Below are 16,921 nucleotides of genomic sequence, written 5' to 3'. Positions count from 1 at the left end.
ATACGTTTCAGTAGGCCGAATTTTTCACCATGACAGCACTGTTGCCATTAACATGCCCACTTCTGCTGCAATATCATCGTAATCACGCATGGGCAGCGGATTTACACCTAGACCGACTTCAACGGTAAACCCTGGTTTACCAAATCGCTGTATAAACCAATCCTTGTACCCTGCATCGCTCCCACCCAGCTTTACCGCCCGGTACCCTGTTGCGGCAGCTAGCCGCAAGGCCCAATCTCGGCTCTCCTTAGGCTCTAGATCCCGATAATTCCAATAGATCTCCTGTCCCTGACTGTGTATGGATAACACCATGTCGAACTGTTCGCGCTCCGTCAGATCGGCAAGCGCCTTGGACTCTGGTTCAGACAAAGGTGCAGGTCCTGCATAGTCTCGTCGAGACGGACCTATTTTACCGCGTCTGCGTACCTCTTCTTCCCAATATGCCGGAAATTGATCGTTGAGATCGACACCACGAATATTGGCCTTCCAACCGCGATAATCAGCACGTCCTTCATTCCACTTTTTGAGATCATGATACAACGGATGAGTTGGGAGTACACCTTGTTGCACCAGCTCTACCCCATCCGGGTTGACCATCGGAACCACCCATAGGGATGTATGCTCCAGCAAATCCTGCGGAGAACCTCCATACACCCATTGAGAGGTCCCTATATGTTCTTCAGTCCCATCGATCCCTTGTGCATATTGCTCTATAAAACGCAGCAAACAAGGCGTCGTCAGCCATTCATTAGCATGAACAGAAGCATTGGCATGAATTTTACGGGTTCCCTGCCCAATACGTACATAAGGAATATCCTTCCCCATGACACTGGTGCCAATGCTGCCAACTTCAATAAACGGATATCTGAGGGCCAAGGCCGCTAGGTCTTCCTTTAAATCTTCATATCCATATTCTCCACGTAATCGTACAATCTGATCCTGATGGTCTTCAGGAATAACAATAGTTTTTCCTTCCGTAAAATCATGCTCCGCAAGTCCTGGATTGGCTAGCCGTAACTCATCAAGCTCCACACCAAACTGCTTGGCAATCTGTCTTGCATACTCACCAGGCTGAATAACGTATTTACGATCCGTAGACGGACGAATATATAACACTTGACCACTAATCAGATAGGGTTGCGTGGCGGCCCACGGATTATCTACGATCAAAGTATCCGCCGATAGTTTAAAAGCCGAGGCGACCCGGTGCAATGTATCTCCTTTTTGAACGATATATTCCCTCATCTTACTACGCCCCTTCCATCTGCCTTACTGCATGTTATGCAGACGCGGCGTGTCTTGATGTAGCGAAAAGCAAAACAACCGACTTCTTTTGTCCAATGACAAAAAAAGTCGGCTGTCTCGTTAATCCAAATTGGTGACTTGCCAGACGACAGGCGTTTGGCGAATTTGCTCCCCGAGCCACTGTGCGGCAATGCGCTGGAACAATTCAGGATCGCCGGAACAAAAAAGCTGATGCACCGGCGTTTCGTCCCCAGCTTCCAACTTGCCTTTGTTATACAAAATGGTACTCGTCTCACGCGCCGTTTCATCTGCCGAGCTAATGAGCTTTACTGCAGGCCCCATGACTTCTTGAATCGTTTCCTTCAAAAAAGGATAATGCGTACAACCAAGAATCAGACAATCAATCGGATACGTTTGAATAGGTCTCAATGTCTCCTCCACAACCTGCGATGTCGTCTTGGAGCGGAATAACCCTTGTTCCACCAATGGAACAAGCGCAGGACAAGCATGGCTCACCACGTCTACATAAGGAGACAATTGCTTGAGCGCAGCTGTATACGCTCCGCTTCGAATCGTACCGACAGTCCCAATCACCCCGACATGCCCGGTAGCCGTCGCGCTAATCGCAGCACGAGCCCCAGGGTGAATGACTCCGATCACCGGAATGGATACCTTTTGGCTTATATAGTCCAATGCCGCGGCAGTAGCCGTGTTACAAGCAATAATAATGACTTTCGGATCAAATTGAATCAGAAAATCAACCATTTGCTCTGTAAATTTTTTAACCTCTTCCGATGGTCGGGGGCCATACGGAGTGCGCGCAGTGTCTCCAAAATAAATGATTTTTTCCCGTGGAAGCTGACGCATGACTTCTTTTACAACCGTCAAACCTCCTACACCGGAATCCAATATTGCAATCGCTTGCTGCACGTACACACCGCTTCCTTTTTTGTTCAAATATGAGTTGTTTCATCTCGGAAAGCTATCCGTTGCTACATACCTTATGTCGTATTAATGTAAAAGGTACCCCAAAAGATTACCCTAAAACGAGGAAGTGATCAATAAAAAGGCTCCACCCCAACGGGAGAAGCCACGAATTCAAACCGTATTCAGTGTTTCACCTACGTTTTACAGACCGTTACAGAGCATCTTTTTCCGTATCTTCTTGAACAGTCGCTGATGAAATACTAACCTCAGGAATAATTTCACCCTTTTTACGCCATTGCCCAATTTCATGAATGACGGCTGAGGCTGTCTCCTTAATTTTGTCAGTATACTCAATTGAGGTGTCTGAAATTTTCCCCGCTAGCTCCTGTCCCTTATCACTTACGTTGCGCGCCTGATCTGTAATATTCTGACGCAGCTCACGACCAGACTTAGGGGCAAATAACAAAGCAGCAACCGAACCAATAATGCTGCCTGCCAACGCGCCTCGGATAAAACTTTTGCAGTTCTCCTTCATCATCATCTCTCCCTTGTGCCCGGGCGAATGCCCATCTGTTAGTGCATTATAAGCATGGAGAGCTTGTCATGATACAGAAAACAAGCCTGAAAAGTTTTACTTTTTTTTAGAGCGGATACGATACAGGCAACAACGGCCCCCATCCGCCAAACAATCCTCACGAACAACCTCGGCATCAAGCAGCTCCTCAAACATTTGCTGCTCGCATTCACAAGCCTTGCGGTAACGGCCTGCAATTTGAGAGATAGGACAATTGTATTCCACAATAGAGTAGCTACCATCCTCTTCCTCGTGCCACTCTGCCATATATCCGGAAGCATTCTGGATGCCCGAAAGCTTTTCCACACGTGAGGCCAGTGTAGTCTTCCCCTCCATGTGAGGGGCGTAGCGCTTCATCATTTTACGTTTTCTACCATCAAACAGCGAGTAAACAGCTTCCATTCCCTGTTCTTCATCCAGCTCCTCTAACAGTTCCAGTAACAGATGATCATAATTACGAGGAAACTGCTCGCTTCCCTGCTCGCTCAGACTGTATAAAAACGTCGGGCGTCCCATCGCCTGTCTCACGATCGTAGCCACGATCAGACCATCCTGCTCCATCAATTTGAGATGCCTGCGCACTCCCATTTCGGTAATGCCCAATTGAGCTGCCAAGCTTCCGACGCCCACAGGTCCCTGGGTTTTCAATAATGTCATGATCATGCGCCTAGTGGGCATTTCGGGTACGATATACTTATCCGTCACTTTTGCCTTTACACTCCCTCGGGCTGGGGACCCAATTCCTTATTTAAATAATCATGCACGTTAGATGCAAAAAGCTCCAGCAACCCAGGCAGCTTTGGTGTAAGCGGGTGAAGGCTTGTCCGGTCCCAATGGAAGTACTCCTGTACTAGGGGTTTACGTAAGCCTACCAGCTCTACTAGCGAATGAAATACGGTATCATCCAGTACACCCTCCTCATGAATGATACCGATAATATCCTCATAGCTACTAGCGTCACGCATAATAAATCCGTCGATGATATAGCTTCCTACGTCCGTTACCGTCTCAATTGCCAGATGAAGGCAGCGCTCCTGCACTAGCCCCTGCAACAGATCGCCGTTCCAGGCAGCAGAAGTCTGGCGAAGTCCGGCGACAATGTCGGGAACAGCCCCTAGTCGAAGCTCAATTTGTTCCCGGTTGACATAATACAAGGTCCTACACCTCCAGTAATCGCTTTAGATTTCATAATCAACTGCGATAGATACATCCTTTACTTCATTCATGTGTACAATAATTTCCTGGTGCACAGGATGTACCTGATACGTTTGCAAATCCTCCAGTGTTTCGACAACAGCGGTAAGGGAAATATCATAAGAACGTTCCGAACGAATCACATCCGTACCTACTTCGAGTGACAGCAGCTCTTTGATTTTGCCGTTCATGCTGCGCAAAATGGATGCCGTGTGCTCAATGCTTTCGGGGGAGCGGTCTTTCAATTTGAACAAAACAATATGTTTAATCATGCGTATAGGCTCCTTATCTTAAAATGTTCTCTTGAAAATTTTATCATAACGCCCCACATACGGAAAGAAACTTTGTAATTCTAGCGATCTTTTCCGCCATTTTTACCATCAGACTCCTTGTCCTTTAATAGGGCAAAAAAATTCTTGAGCTTCGGTGGGAGCGGCAGACCCATTCGTGAACAGTTTTCCGTAATAGAGATCAATTCATTGGATAAATAAAAATACGTTGTCGCCCCTTTCATGATTTCGGTACCCATCAGGAGATCCACGTGATGCGCCAAAGAAATTACCATTAGCATTAAAGCCTTTCTAGCCAGCCCCCAAAAGCCGGCTTTACTGCTTAAACCTTGCCCAGTCTTAATTGCTGCGGCGACTCCAGTCACATAATCAACAGCCATTGCAACCGTGAATAGCACCATTAGCTGATTCCAGCCGCCAAAGGCAAACGTAATAAGGGCTCCTGCGGTAGCGCAAATCATACTAAACATACTCGGATTAATATTCATACCTCTCCTCCTCTCGGGGCGGTTACTGTAATATATGCAGCGACGTGGTAACCCGTAAAGTCATATGACCTGTGCATAGACATGAATTCATAGATTCATATAAAGCATGCTGCAAACTTCACAATTCCGAGCGAATACAACAAAAAGACACCTTTTCAACCACTATATAATGGTTGAAAAGGTGCCTTTTCTTTCATGCTATTCAATTAACGATGATCATTCCAAAAATTAAGCGGAGTCAGGTTATCATTCAACGGCTCGAACGAATATCCTTCTTTCTGCAAAGCGGCCATGATTTGTGGAAGAACCTTGATCGTAGATGGCTTATCATGCATAAGAACGACTGGTGTTCTGCCTTGCTTTTTCAATCTTCTAATATCACTTAGGACAGTCTGTACAAAATGCTCTGGATTTTTAGTATAACGCCAATCATTGGAATCGATATTCCAGTCCCAAATATGATAACCTGCACCCGTCAGTTGATCACGATATGCTTTCTTCAAATACGGTTTGCTGCCATAAGGTGTACGAATCAAAGAAGTGCGTTTTCCTGTAGCCTTAAATAAAATTTCATTATCCTGATTCATCTCTGCCAATGCTGCTGCCGGGGATGCATAGATTTTCTTCACCTGATGCGTCATCCCATGCAGGCCCAAACCATGACCCGCCTCTACCATTCTTTTCATCACTGCGCTATGTTGACGAATTTCAGGTCCCAGCATGAAGAAAGTAGCCTTCGCATTATATTTATCTAAAATATCCAGCAGCTGCGACGTATGCGCCGTAGGACCATCATCGAAGCTCAAATAAATCGTACGGCTGGATGATGAGGCAGTTCCCTTGTTGCCTGAATTGCTGGCTTTGCCCGGTTTGACAGCTGCATACTGTTTAATTTCTGTTGCGAATGTATTCAAAAACTGAGCATCAGACAAACTAGCATTTGCGTTCTGAATTCGATATAGATTACTTGTTGGAAGCGTAATAGTGAAGCCGAACGCATCGGTCAAAGTGCGAATTGGCACCATTGTACGATCTCCACGCTCGAACACATCCCCCTTGTTCAAATCCAGCGTAAAGCTGCGATTATGTCCAGTCAGTACCAATGTGTTGCCGTTGGCCGAAGTAGAAATCCCCATCTTTTGCCCTAATGTAACGATAGGAACATACAACTTATCATTTTTCATTACGGGCTGAATGGTATTCGAATCTAGCAACACATCATTGACCCCCAGCAAAGGAGCCTTCGCTTGTGCACTCGCCGTATTCGTATGTATACCTAGCAAACCCAAACAACAGATTGCCATCAAGCATACAGCCATCCATTTTGCATTTAAAAGCTTCATTCATTACACCATCCTGTGCTGTATTTTATAATGTGCGGGAGCTATCTCTAGCTTGTCTATGAAGTTATACAGACATGACGATATAGACATGGCAATATAGACATTCACTCAACATATAGAACATAAACGCGTATGAACCGACTGAACCTGACGTCTTTTCGTTCCCCCTATATATATTAATAGATTACCAGACTATAGTAGGTAAATATAGTAAAACAATTTGAAAACAATCTCGCAACCCCCCTACCAGAGAAGGTTACAAATTTGTGAATAAATTGGCCGGAGTTAATAAGAGTACAAGCGATTAGTAGATTCTTTTGATGGAACTAGAACCTATAAAACAAGTCTTTTATGAATTTTATACTCAGTATTAAGTGGCTATACCGACAAATTCCCCTCTGCCCGTTAGGAAACTATCTGATTATCATTTATAATATACTTATTGTTTCAGCAATAGTTATACATAATTATTTAAAATTATCATCTAGACACTCTTCTGCTCATAAGAAATACTTCATTTCTCGAACCTGCTCGTGTATTCTTTAAATAAGTACATCCTAAAATTCTTTTTTTTGTAATTTCATTATTTATCTTTGGGAATACATTTAAATTATATAAATCTAGCTATGTTCGAAAAAATTATTTATGTACTTTGAGTGGATCACAAAAGAAGACCTTGAAGAGAAATCTCCAAGATCTTCTGAAGTATTAATCCAATGTAAAATAACCATCATCGATTTTTCCATTTAAAATCAAATAACAACCTCATTTAATCTTAACGTCTTACAATATTGGAATAAAAGATATTACTTGGTTTTGACTACATTCCGAAAAGTTACCTAACATCAAAGCACCTCGTTGCAATTCAACAATTAATCTTGTTTCTGGAAATCGCCAAAATAGCTTTTAAATCCATTCGGATAATCTTTACTATAGTTATCAAAAGCATTCCTCATCGCTTCTTCAATTGTAGAGAACTCCTTCACCATCAATTGCGTTATACTCTGCAATTAAACGCGACATGCCCGAAAGGCTACCCTCTTCATATCCTGATTCCCTTAGCCCCGATATAATATTGAAAAGAACTCTTTTCCATTCTGATCTAAAAGACTTCTTAGATAGAGTAATAGCTCCTTTAGTGGTCAATAATTGTTCAGTATGTCCCAAAACAGAACCCCATTGAGAGTTTATTTCCATTTGCTCATCCGACCAACTTATATTCCATACATTAGCAAATGTATCAGATGCCCAATGCAAAGATATCTCACCAGATGAATTACTTCTTAATTTTTCAAGAATATAAAGAATATCATCTATCATATAACTAATGTCATATTTATAACATAGCGGTATATATATGGATTTCCAAACCATGACAGCCTTTTCAGTCATCATTGGAAATATTGTTTCAATTGCATTTGATAAATTTTGATCTTCTCCATCAAAGAAACCTGTACATCTAGGACAACTTGCTTGAATCCAAAAATCCACAATTCTTGACCTCCTCTTATTTTTTAGGGCATAGGATACCCATGCCAAGTTCCCGTGCCATTATTTCGAACCCACATTTTTGTAGCTGGAACTGTTGTTCCATCGGGCAAGTGTATAATGGATTTTGAACCTGATGGCAAATCAAAATATCCATTTTCACCAGGTTTTAATGTGTTCGCCTTCTCTGTAGCATAATCTAAATCAGCCTTATTCCACTGACCTTGAGGTTTCCCTTCGTTTTTGGCTCGGGCCGGACCTTCTTTCCAATTCACACCGTGTTTTTTACTCCCATTTACGGCTGCTTCCGGTTTGACAAGACCTCCTTTAGCACCTTTAGCAGCCCCAATAGTTTTGCTAAGTTTCCCTGCCACGCCTTTAGATCCCGGACTCAGAGCGGCTAGTCCATTGGATATTCCTACGTCCCTTCGCCATTTGGTATAATCTGCAAGAAGCTGGCTTTGAGCCCAACTTGCATTACCTGATGTATTCCCATATGACCCAGTCCGGGTCATCATCCCAAATAGATACTTATAGCGATTGTTATTAGCTTCTCCATATATTGGTCCAAAGATTGTTCCCAATTTTTCACGCGCTAACCAATAGGCCGCATCATTTGGAGTAAACTGCTTAGAATATCCCAACAAATTTTCTATGTCCGGTACTGAATACAGATGCCCACTCGGATCCACATAGAATAGTGGATTATTGGCTGCATACGCATACCCGTTCAAGCTTTGCGGATCGCTCATCTCTCCCTGATACGTATCCTCGCCCATAAAACGGGCTGTGCCTGGATCATACCAGCGAGCCCGCAGGTACTGGAGTCCGGTCGTATCGTCCCAATACTCGCCAGCATAGCGCAGCACATTCGGAACGGTCTCTTTGACCTTCTCCGGGCCGCCCCAGATATCGTAGCTGTAGCTATTCAATTCCTTGCCCGAACTATCACTTAGGCCTACTACATCACCGTGACCGTTGAGCTGATAATATTGCAACTGCCCGCTTACCTTGTCTTGTCTGGCCCACAGTTGACCGGACAAGTCATACACGTAAGCGTAAGTGATCTTGGCTGTTCCACCTTGGACCTCGGCTTCCGCAATCAGCTTCGCTTCTTCGTCATAGTAATACCGAGTCGTTTTGCCGCCCTCTGTACGCTCGTACAGTAGACCGTCTCCGTTATAGCTGTACCCGACCTCTTTGCCTTCACCGGTCACCTTTGTCAGACGGCTGACAGAATCATACGTATATTCAGCATTTTTCATGCCGAACACTTTGCCACTGCTTTCAGCGCTTCGGTTTCCATTCGGATCGTAGCCATAGGTCTTATTTTTTTCACCAGCGGCTTCGCTGGCAATCCGATTTGACGGGTCATATCCAAACTGGTCTGTTGTTCCGTTTTGTGTACGTCCGATGATGTTTTTATTCCCATCCCGTTCATAACCAAATTGGTGTAGCGCCGTACCGCCTTGCTCCACCGTAACCCCGGATAAATCCAGTCCGTTATAGCTGAATCGTGTACTCAGTCCTCTGCTCGAAGACTGACCTTTTAGCAAACCATTAGGAGCATAATCAAACGTCATGCTATCTAGTGATCCACCCGCAGCAGCACTCGCTTCTCCCAAACTCTGTACATTTGCCACACCGGTCCCAGCGCTAATGTCCATTTGGGTAACTCGGCCCACACTGTCCAGCTTGGATTGAACATGCATAGACGTGCCAGCAGCATCTGTTAGCACATAGCCTGTACGAGACTGCTTGTTGTATTCATAGCTGATGTGCGTACCATCAGGGTACTTCAGCCCAGTCAACGACCCATCTGATGGATCATAGGCATAGGTGGTCGTTCCCTGACCATCTGTCATGCTTTTTCTTCGTCCTGCGCTGTCATAGGTATAATTGGTTTTAAAATCGGGACCTGCCGCTTCGGTAACTAATCCGTCAGTGTTATATTGAAAGGTAATGGCATCCGATTTTCCTGTCAACATACGGGAGATAGTTCCATCCGTATCGTAAATATTTAACGTAGTTCCTCCGCTTGATTTCTCAAGTAACGTACGTCTGCCCAACTCATCATATGAATACACATTTTTTTGCCCATCTGGAAACTGAACGGTCTTCAAATTTCCGGCTAGATCATACACATAGCTGACCTGCTGTCCGGATGGATCAGTGACCGAGGTCATTTGTCCCAAAGCATCGTAATCATAGAGCGTGCGTTGACCATTACCGTCTGTACGGCTAGTGACCATACCCGCATAATTATAAGCTAACGATTCCAGCGGCTGAAATGATCCATTTTTAGCTTCTTGTGTGGAAGTCACACGACCTAAAGCATCTGATACTTCACGCACACGATAACCGGACACATCCGTCTGAGTGACAGTACGATCCACCGCGTTATACGTCACGGTATCTGTTGTGCCATCCGCATAGGTCGTCTTCACAGGTCGTCCAAAGGCATCATAGGCATAGCGAGTGGTTGCTTGTTCGGCATCCGTGCTTTCTACCAAATCCCCATTCTCATCATAACTATAACCATAGATTGCATCACCCACTTGCTGCTGGAGCATTTGCCCGAACGGATTATACAATCTTTCGGCGCTGATACCATCGGGTCCGGTGACAGTGACATCATTCGTATCATCCTTGTACACCACGACGGTTTGAGTTCCATCTGGATAAGTAACCTTTGTTACACGTCCCAAAGAATCATATACATAGGACTCTGTTTTGCGCTTGGCATCTGTTTGGGACTTGATTTCTCCAGTCGGATAGTAGTCATACGTGTACTCAACACCTTTAGGCAAAAGCTGCCTTGTTGGGAGCTGAGAACCATAGGGAGACTTATAATCAATAGAAACATCCGTATAGTTTCTGTCATCAATAAGAACTTTCTGACCACTTACATTCCCTTTTGCATTGTAAAAAGTATAGGTATGTGATAAAAGCTTCCCTTGCTCTGTACCTTCATAGTTTTTCAGTTCATACAATGCGCCCTCTGCTTTATAAGTTCGAACTGTCGTTCCAGTTTTTCCTTCACTTATTTTAGTAACCGTCTGGGTAGGTTGAACCCAGAAAAAAGGCTCACTAGAGGTTTTATACGTATGAACAGTCTCCGATCCCGTACTTTGGGATATTTTCAAAGGAAGGCCATATTCATTGTAGTCATAGGAGGTCGTTACAGGTTCTGATGAAGAACCTCCCTCCGTATAGGACTCTCGCATTTGCACAGGCAAATTCCAGTCCATGGCATCATTATACGTGTAATCTATATGATAGCCGGTAGAATCTCCCTCTTGATCATAGCTGTTTAGAACAAGCTTGTCCGGTACGTTATCTCCTCTAAAGACTTTACCGAAATGGAAGGTTTCCGCTGTACGTGTCCCTTTGGCAACTACCGTCCATTCAGCGTTTTTCCCATAGTTGGCTAGATCTTCCCCGGAATAGGTGAAATCAATTTTATTTAAATAACGATTGCCTGCGGTTGTACTGTACATATCAGCGCGTGAAACCACCTTGAACACGCCTTGTGTACCGTATACACCTATCTGCTTGTTAAATGCTTCATAACGAATGTCTGTGATCGATGAAGTAGGTCGTACAATTCGTGTAAGCAACGCCGATGCATTTTGCTGTAGGGCTCCAGTCTTTCCTTCACCATCTACGACCACATTAAAAGGAGCGTCCATGAATGTATACGCATAGCTTGTGCTTCTGGAAAGAGAATCCAACACTTCTGACAGCACCTTGCTGCTTCCCTCGCCACTTTGACGATAAGTGTACTGATGGTCTGTACCCTGCTCTTTAACAACAAGCTGTCCAGCATTGTAAGTGAAGTCAAGCTCTCTGCCATCATTATTTCGAATCGAACGAATGAGCTTTGCTCCACCAGAACTTGTATAGTCAAATTCCACCCGATTCTTATACGCATCCTGGATTAAAATCAAATAACCGTCCTGATCCAGAAAATAGTCGTTTCCATTCAGCACTGCTATTTTGTATGCACTGCTTACTCCCTGCACGCTTGCGCTTTGATCTGTACTGATCTTCAGATCTTTGTATGCATATCCTTCAAGCTGCAAATCATTTTTCATTTCATAGGAGCCTGTTCCCGGCATATACAAATACCGCTTACCATCCTGTTTCTGTATATGAGGAAGATCCCACTTCCAGCCTCTTCCCAGACCAGAAGCTGCTTCCTCCTCGCGGATGGCACTGGTGTTTGTATACAACCCTTCATTTTGCTGCACACCAATCTGGTTATTTGCCAATGAACTGTTATACACACGAGTCAGTGCGAAGGGTAATGAACCCGGCAGCACCAAGTCCGTATTTTGCACGACAAGCTGTCCATAAGCGGTGGATACACCGTTGTCACCGTAATTCAGCCCATAACGTGAAGCATCATCACTCAACCTGCTTTGTGCAAGCGCCGCCTGATCAAAAGGAGCATACACATCTGTTGTAGCAGATACCTGCAACAAACTTTGTTTAAGTAAATCCTTCCCGATCAGTCCGTTTTCTCCTGGAGTCGGAGCATATACGGAATCATTTACTCGGGGGATGGATGGTATATCCATCTCAGTCGTGTCTGGAGCCGGCGCTTTATCCTCTTCCTTATCTAGCGGTTGTTGAGTTGCCTTTTCATCCTGGGCGGCCTGAGTGGGCTTTTCACCTTCCTTCAGCTCAGCCGACTCATCAGACGGTTCCGCCTTTGCATTTGTGCTCAATGTCAGCCCATTCTGCTGTACCCACAAGCTTGGACTTTGCTCCGGTAATGAATTTTCTCCACCATCTTTTTGCCAAGCTTTATAAATATCATATAAAGTATAGCCTTTGGATAACTGTGCATTGACCCAAGCCTGATCTTTACCAGTTTGCTGCGCAAGCCATGCTCTGGTAATAATCTGTGGAGTGGAAGACGAAGAAGACTGAGAAGCTGCCGCCTCTCCGTGCCCTTCTTCTCCATATGCCCATGTGCTCCATGGACCCAGCAACATTGCCATACATAGTAGACTACAAATATAACGTTTAAACACTCGCTCACCCCTATTTAATAATGCCTGTACATCTAACTATCTGTTATGTTTTTTCGAAGCAAAGACATCCTTTTAATCTGTAAAAGGAAATACCTTCTTCGTCCGTCTAATGACGTTTCCGTTTAAGTCATAATCCAGTTGAATTTGATCACCGGTGAACAAAATAACTTTATTCATTCGGTTCCCTTTTCCATATTCATATGAAGTATCCTTACCAAGCGCCATATGTGCTGCCTTAATTACGGTTTGTAATGCGCCGCTATTGGTTTCTGTCAGCTTCACATAAACCGTTTGGCCTGCCTTCATCTCATACTCTAAGACCGTGTAATCCCAACCATATATTTGTGCTTGCTCTGTTGAAGAGACAAGCTGGTTACTAAAATCAGGGTCCGTAAACAAGCTTACAATGGGTTGCTGCGCAGCAAAGTTGGATTTCTCCTTCACAGCAAAACGGTAAATCCCGTCTTCTTTGGGTGTAAACCGATATTTCCCTTGTTGGCCTGCCGTAAAGTCAGCTTCTTTATCTATGAGCTCAATTAGCTCGTCCAGCTTGCTGTCATCGTTATTTTTTACGGCAAACACACGATAAGGCGCTCCAAAGTTAACAGCAGGAGCAGCTGCAGCTACGGCAAGATGAATATTTGCATTAGCTGGCACTTGCTGTTGATTATCTATCGCCTCTTTATGTTCACGAATCACTTTTCCAGCCTGATCCGTAACGGTATATTGATACGTTCCACCAGCCGCCTTCGCATTCGTCACGATAGGGGCCTCCTGACTTCCGCGATTGATCCATATCTCCTGGTTGCCGCCAGACAAAGACGTTTTTAACAACGCCGGTTCTGTGCTTGGCTCCGCTTTAATTTCATTCTTGAAATGAAAGGTCACGGCTTGCGGCGAAGTGACAGTCACAACGAGCGTATCTCCGGCTCCAAGTGAGATTTCAGGTAGAGAAGCATCCATACCTGCTCTATCCACCTTGGAATTTACACCGCTACCTTCTTCATATATGGCATAGTCGTAGAGGCGGCTTTCGTTTGAAGCATCTGTCGTTAATGAGGAAGCCTGTGAACCAGTATTATGGAATACATAGCTTTCTCCCTGCTTGACAGTGACTTGATTGCCTGTCGGCACCTGAGCATCCTCAACGTCGAATATTCCTAACACAGCTCCATAAGTCACTGGCACATCCGAAACCGTCGTTACAATGGCATATCCACCAGCCTGTACCAACGGCAATTGAGTCGTATCACTGGCCTGACTGTACACCGTACCGTCTGCCTTGTAATTCATGTAATTCCACTTCATATTGCTGACTGAAATGACATCCAGAGCCTTGTCCAAAGTGCTTACATTGATAAATTTCCGGCTTTCACCGCGTTTCAATGTAATTCGATGGAAGGCTGCCTGTGCGTTAAGCATAGCCTCTACCTTACTGCTGTAACTAAAGGTGATTGGCCGATCGGATACATTGGTGACAATGGCTTCACCGCCTGCAACAATCTCTGGGTCCACTGTATTGTTGAAATGATCTGATGTCAGTAAACGAAGCCCTCGATAGCTTGCCGAATCAAAGCGTGCACTTCCACTACTTTTGTCATGCCGCAATGAATTCGATTTGCTATCATGATTGCGGAAAATGTACGAATCCCCTGGCTCCAGCGTCGTTTGCCCGATACCATTATCATCTTCACTGGCCTTAAAGCTCCGATAGATACCACCAAACGTGATTGGCGTGTCACTGGTTACCGTCACACTGGCCTTTTTACCTGCACCAACCAAAAAGGTTGAGTTCCCGGTATTGCGCCTGGATTGCTCTGTACCATCTGCTTTGTACAGAACCACATCATATTTTCCTTTAACGGTACTGGCAGTGCTGTGCAGATTCCTCAAATGATCACTAATATTGGTAAAAGCATAACTTTCACCTTTCGAAAGTGTTACCCGCAAGAAAGCAGGATGGCTACTCGTTTCCCAGGAAAAATCATCTGTATAGTCAAAGATAATAGGACTCGGACCGATCACAGTCACAATGGCATATCCCGAAGGCGGGATCATGGGACCAGACTGGCTGTTAAAACCAGAGGAATTTACCGTTCCATCCGGCTTGTAAATAGCATAGTCGAACAAGCTTCCTACCTTTTTGGAGTTATTGTAGATCGGATTCATTAGCGTACCATTATTGTGGAAAATGTAGCTCTTGCCCACCTCAAGCTCCACACGGCTGATTGCATCACCACCCACAGGACGGGCAATAAAATTGCGATATGGAGCCCCGTATGTAACCGGGTTTGCAGTGACCTGGGTAATTACCGCGTATCTGTCCACAGCAATCTGCGGCTTCGCCGTAGTGCCACTGCCGCGTGAAGCCTCTGTTCCGTTTGCCAGATAAACAACATAGTCAAGTTTATCTTTAGATGTACCGTCACTTTCCACCGTATCCAATCGGGTTCCCACATTGATAAATTGGTAGCTTTCTCCCTGATTTAGGGTAACCCGCGCATAAGCCGGCTCGCCGGTGCTTTCTATACTGTATTTGCCGTATGGAAATCCGAAGGTCACCGCATTGGCAGTGGAACCTGTAATAATCAGTTCCTCGCCATCACCCAAAGAGGGATGAGCAATGCTATTAAGATCAGATGCGGATAAAGTTCCGTCTGCCTTGTATTTTGCGTAATCAAAACGGCGATTGTCTGCATTTGACCCATCATGCTGAATCGAACGGGCAGTCCATCCTTCATTCACAATCCGATAGCTTTCATTTTTAGAGACCGTAACTCGCTCTAGTGCCGGGTCCTCCGATGTACTGTAGGTGAAGACGTCCGTTACTTTTACGGTTAATGCTGCTGTTCCTGTATTCGTAATTAACGCTGTGCCTCCCCCAGGAACACCAATGGGGCTTATGCCATAGTCCATATGGACAGTGCTGATGTCTCCGTCCTCTTTGTAACTTACACTATCGTACAAAATGCCTTTTGATTGAGAAGCGTTGCTATATATGGACTTACTGATCGTATCTGTATTCTCGAATTCATAGGTTTCCCCAGGTTCGATAACGATTGACGTATACTCCACCGTTGCCGCCAAGCTCATCATGAGTGCATTATAAACGCTGTTTGTCGCAGAAGTGGGCGGATTGAAAGAAGCTGTTCCATCAGAAAGCTCCTGTTCCTCCTGTACCAAACCTGCATGACCTTGTTGTATTCCGCCCGTTGCATTTTGTTTTTCTGCTCCTGCTTCAACAGGCAGACACAGCAAGGTGTTAATCGCTAAAATCGCCGTCAGAAACCATACCACTACCTTTTTACAAATCATCTAGCTGTATAACCTCCCTTTTTCTCGTCAAAAAAATGCATGTTGGGCTGCAAAGACCCACTTTTCTCTCTGTACATCCTTACAATTGTAATAGAAGAACATATTACCTCCATTCCCATTAATAATGTCACATTTTAATATATCGACACCTTAAACTTCCATTTTTATAGGCCAAATGGACCTTATTTTCCATAAACCGGTTAAGCCCATGGGATTAAAAGAAAATCAGGAGAGGAGTCACTTGCAAACCCCCCTTCGGGTATAGTAGTATGTGGTTAAAAAAAATCGGAGGGTATATGCCTAAACAACAAGATAAACATTCCATTCAGGCGTGGTCTCTGATCAATCGCAAATATTTGGGAAAAGGTGTGCGTGTCAAACGTTTTCGTAAACCAACACGCTGTCAAGTGCGCAATCGCGTTTTGCTTGCCGTTTTGATGGCTAATGACATTAAACTGTCCCAACTTGCCGAGGAGCTTTCCATTTCCTCCCGTAGTGTCAGTGCGTGGGTATATGAAGGTCGCATTCCCGGCAACACTAATCTGGAAAAGACGTGTAATACACTTGGTTATCCGCACCATATTCTATTTAATGAAGAGGTTGTCCGGCGTTCACCACTCATCTGTCAACCAGCGCCGTCCCGTTTTATGAAACGGACTGTGACTCGTTCTCCGGTTAAAAATCGGATCTTGGCGGGTCTATGCATGGTACATGATATTTCGGTGACCGATGTGAGTCATTGGATTGGTGTTCACCCCGGTACATTTCGGAAATGGTTGCATCAGGGTACCGTTCCTTCGCAAACCTTCCAGGATCAGGCGGAACAGTTTTTCCGTATTCCAAAATCCATTTTGTTTGCTGATGCCATGCTGAAAAAGTAAAAATGTCCGTAAAAGAGAAATGGTTGTAATTTTCATGAAAGTCTTTGAAAGGAACGCATTACCATCTTTCATCCGCTGAGACTTTCACATCATGTAATTCACAGAATATAAAAATGCAAAAAAGCACAGTCTGC

General features: G+C 44.6%; 12 protein-coding genes. 1 reads left to right on the top strand and 11 read right to left on the bottom strand.

Going from position 1 to position 16,921, the window contains the following annotated elements:
- Positions 1 to 24: 24 nt before the first annotated feature.
- From MKY24_RS08835 to MKY24_RS08785, 11 genes are all read right to left on the bottom strand, one after another.
- A complete protein-coding gene (locus tag MKY24_RS08835; RefSeq protein ID WP_339201797.1) occupies positions 25 to 1,245 on the bottom strand; it encodes a M14 family zinc carboxypeptidase in 1,221 nt (406 codons plus the stop codon).
- 120 nt (positions 1,246 to 1,365) lie between these two features.
- A complete protein-coding gene (racE, locus tag MKY24_RS08830; RefSeq protein WP_023987989.1) occupies positions 1,366 to 2,175 on the bottom strand; it encodes a glutamate racemase in 810 nt (269 codons plus the stop codon).
- 208 nt (positions 2,176 to 2,383) lie between these two features.
- The gene (locus tag MKY24_RS08825) at positions 2,384 to 2,707 is read right to left on the bottom strand and encodes a YtxH domain-containing protein (RefSeq protein WP_068940242.1); all 324 of its coding nucleotides are present in this window, start codon (positions 2,705 to 2,707) and stop codon (positions 2,384 to 2,386) included.
- 96 nt (positions 2,708 to 2,803) lie between these two features.
- Positions 2,804 to 3,451 carry a metalloregulator ArsR/SmtB family transcription factor gene (locus MKY24_RS08820; RefSeq protein ID WP_028542843.1) on the bottom strand — a complete coding sequence of 216 codons (648 nt, stop codon included), beginning with the start codon at positions 3,449 to 3,451 and terminating at the stop codon, positions 2,804 to 2,806.
- 8 nt (positions 3,452 to 3,459) lie between these two features.
- Positions 3,460 to 3,900, bottom strand: coding sequence for a HepT-like ribonuclease domain-containing protein (locus MKY24_RS08815; protein ID WP_023987986.1), 441 nt, complete (start codon positions 3,898 to 3,900; stop codon positions 3,460 to 3,462).
- 24 nt (positions 3,901 to 3,924) lie between these two features.
- Entirely contained in the window at positions 3,925 to 4,212 is a 288-nt protein-coding gene (locus MKY24_RS08810) for a Dabb family protein (RefSeq protein ID WP_013309679.1), read from the bottom strand.
- An 80-nt stretch (positions 4,213 to 4,292) separates the two neighbouring features.
- Positions 4,293 to 4,718, bottom strand: coding sequence for a phage holin family protein (locus MKY24_RS08805; RefSeq protein ID WP_023987985.1), 426 nt, complete (start codon positions 4,716 to 4,718; stop codon positions 4,293 to 4,295).
- Positions 4,719 to 4,924: 206 nt separating this feature from the next.
- Entirely contained in the window at positions 4,925 to 6,061 is a 1,137-nt protein-coding gene (locus tag MKY24_RS08800) for a polysaccharide deacetylase (protein WP_023987984.1), read from the bottom strand.
- A gap of 963 nt (positions 6,062 to 7,024) precedes the next feature.
- A complete protein-coding gene (locus MKY24_RS08795; RefSeq protein WP_254325934.1) occupies positions 7,025 to 7,552 on the bottom strand; it encodes a hypothetical protein in 528 nt (175 codons plus the stop codon).
- A gap of 23 nt (positions 7,553 to 7,575) precedes the next feature.
- Positions 7,576 to 12,558, bottom strand: coding sequence for an RHS repeat-associated core domain-containing protein (locus tag MKY24_RS08790; protein WP_339201794.1), 4,983 nt, complete (start codon positions 12,556 to 12,558; stop codon positions 7,576 to 7,578).
- Positions 12,559 to 12,663: 105 nt separating this feature from the next.
- Entirely contained in the window at positions 12,664 to 15,906 is a 3,243-nt protein-coding gene (locus MKY24_RS08785) for a hypothetical protein (protein WP_339201792.1), read from the bottom strand.
- Between the two features lie 296 nt (positions 15,907 to 16,202).
- Between MKY24_RS08785 and MKY24_RS08780 the strand changes: the two genes are divergently transcribed.
- A complete protein-coding gene (locus MKY24_RS08780) occupies positions 16,203 to 16,787 on the top strand; it encodes a helix-turn-helix transcriptional regulator (RefSeq protein ID WP_007429779.1) in 585 nt (194 codons plus the stop codon).
- The last annotated feature ends 134 nt before the right edge of the window (positions 16,788 to 16,921 follow it).

The sequence above is a fragment of the Paenibacillus sp. FSL P2-0322 genome, assembly GCF_037975315.1.
Classification (GTDB): domain Bacteria; phylum Bacillota; class Bacilli; order Paenibacillales; family Paenibacillaceae; genus Paenibacillus; species Paenibacillus polymyxa_B.
The sequence above is the reverse complement of the archived record's forward strand: the minus strand, read 5'-3'. Positions and strand labels throughout refer to the sequence as shown.

Bases quoted from the DNA above. Each gene is read 5' to 3' on its own strand.
- MKY24_RS08835 (WP_339201797.1), bottom strand. From the start codon at position 1,245: ATGAGGGAATATATCGTTCAAAAAGGAGATACATTGCACCGGGTCGCC.
- MKY24_RS08825 (WP_068940242.1), bottom strand. From the start codon at position 2,707: ATGAAGGAGAACTGCAAAAGTTTTATCCGAGGCGCGTTGGCAGGCAGC.
- MKY24_RS08810 (WP_013309679.1), bottom strand. From the start codon at position 4,212: ATGATTAAACATATTGTTTTGTTCAAATTGAAAGACCGCTCCCCCGAA.
- MKY24_RS08805 (WP_023987985.1), bottom strand. From the start codon at position 4,718: ATGAATATTAATCCGAGTATGTTTAGTATGATTTGCGCTACCGCAGGA.
- MKY24_RS08800 (WP_023987984.1), bottom strand. From the start codon at position 6,061: ATGAAGCTTTTAAATGCAAAATGGATGGCTGTATGCTTGATGGCAATC.
- MKY24_RS08790 (WP_339201794.1), bottom strand. From the start codon at position 12,558: ATGGCAATGTTGCTGGGTCCATGGAGCACATGGGCATATGGAGAAGAA.
- MKY24_RS08785 (WP_339201792.1), bottom strand. From the start codon at position 15,906: ATGATTTGTAAAAAGGTAGTGGTATGGTTTCTGACGGCGATTTTAGCG.
- MKY24_RS08780 (WP_007429779.1), top strand. From the start codon at position 16,203: ATGCCTAAACAACAAGATAAACATTCCATTCAGGCGTGGTCTCTGATC.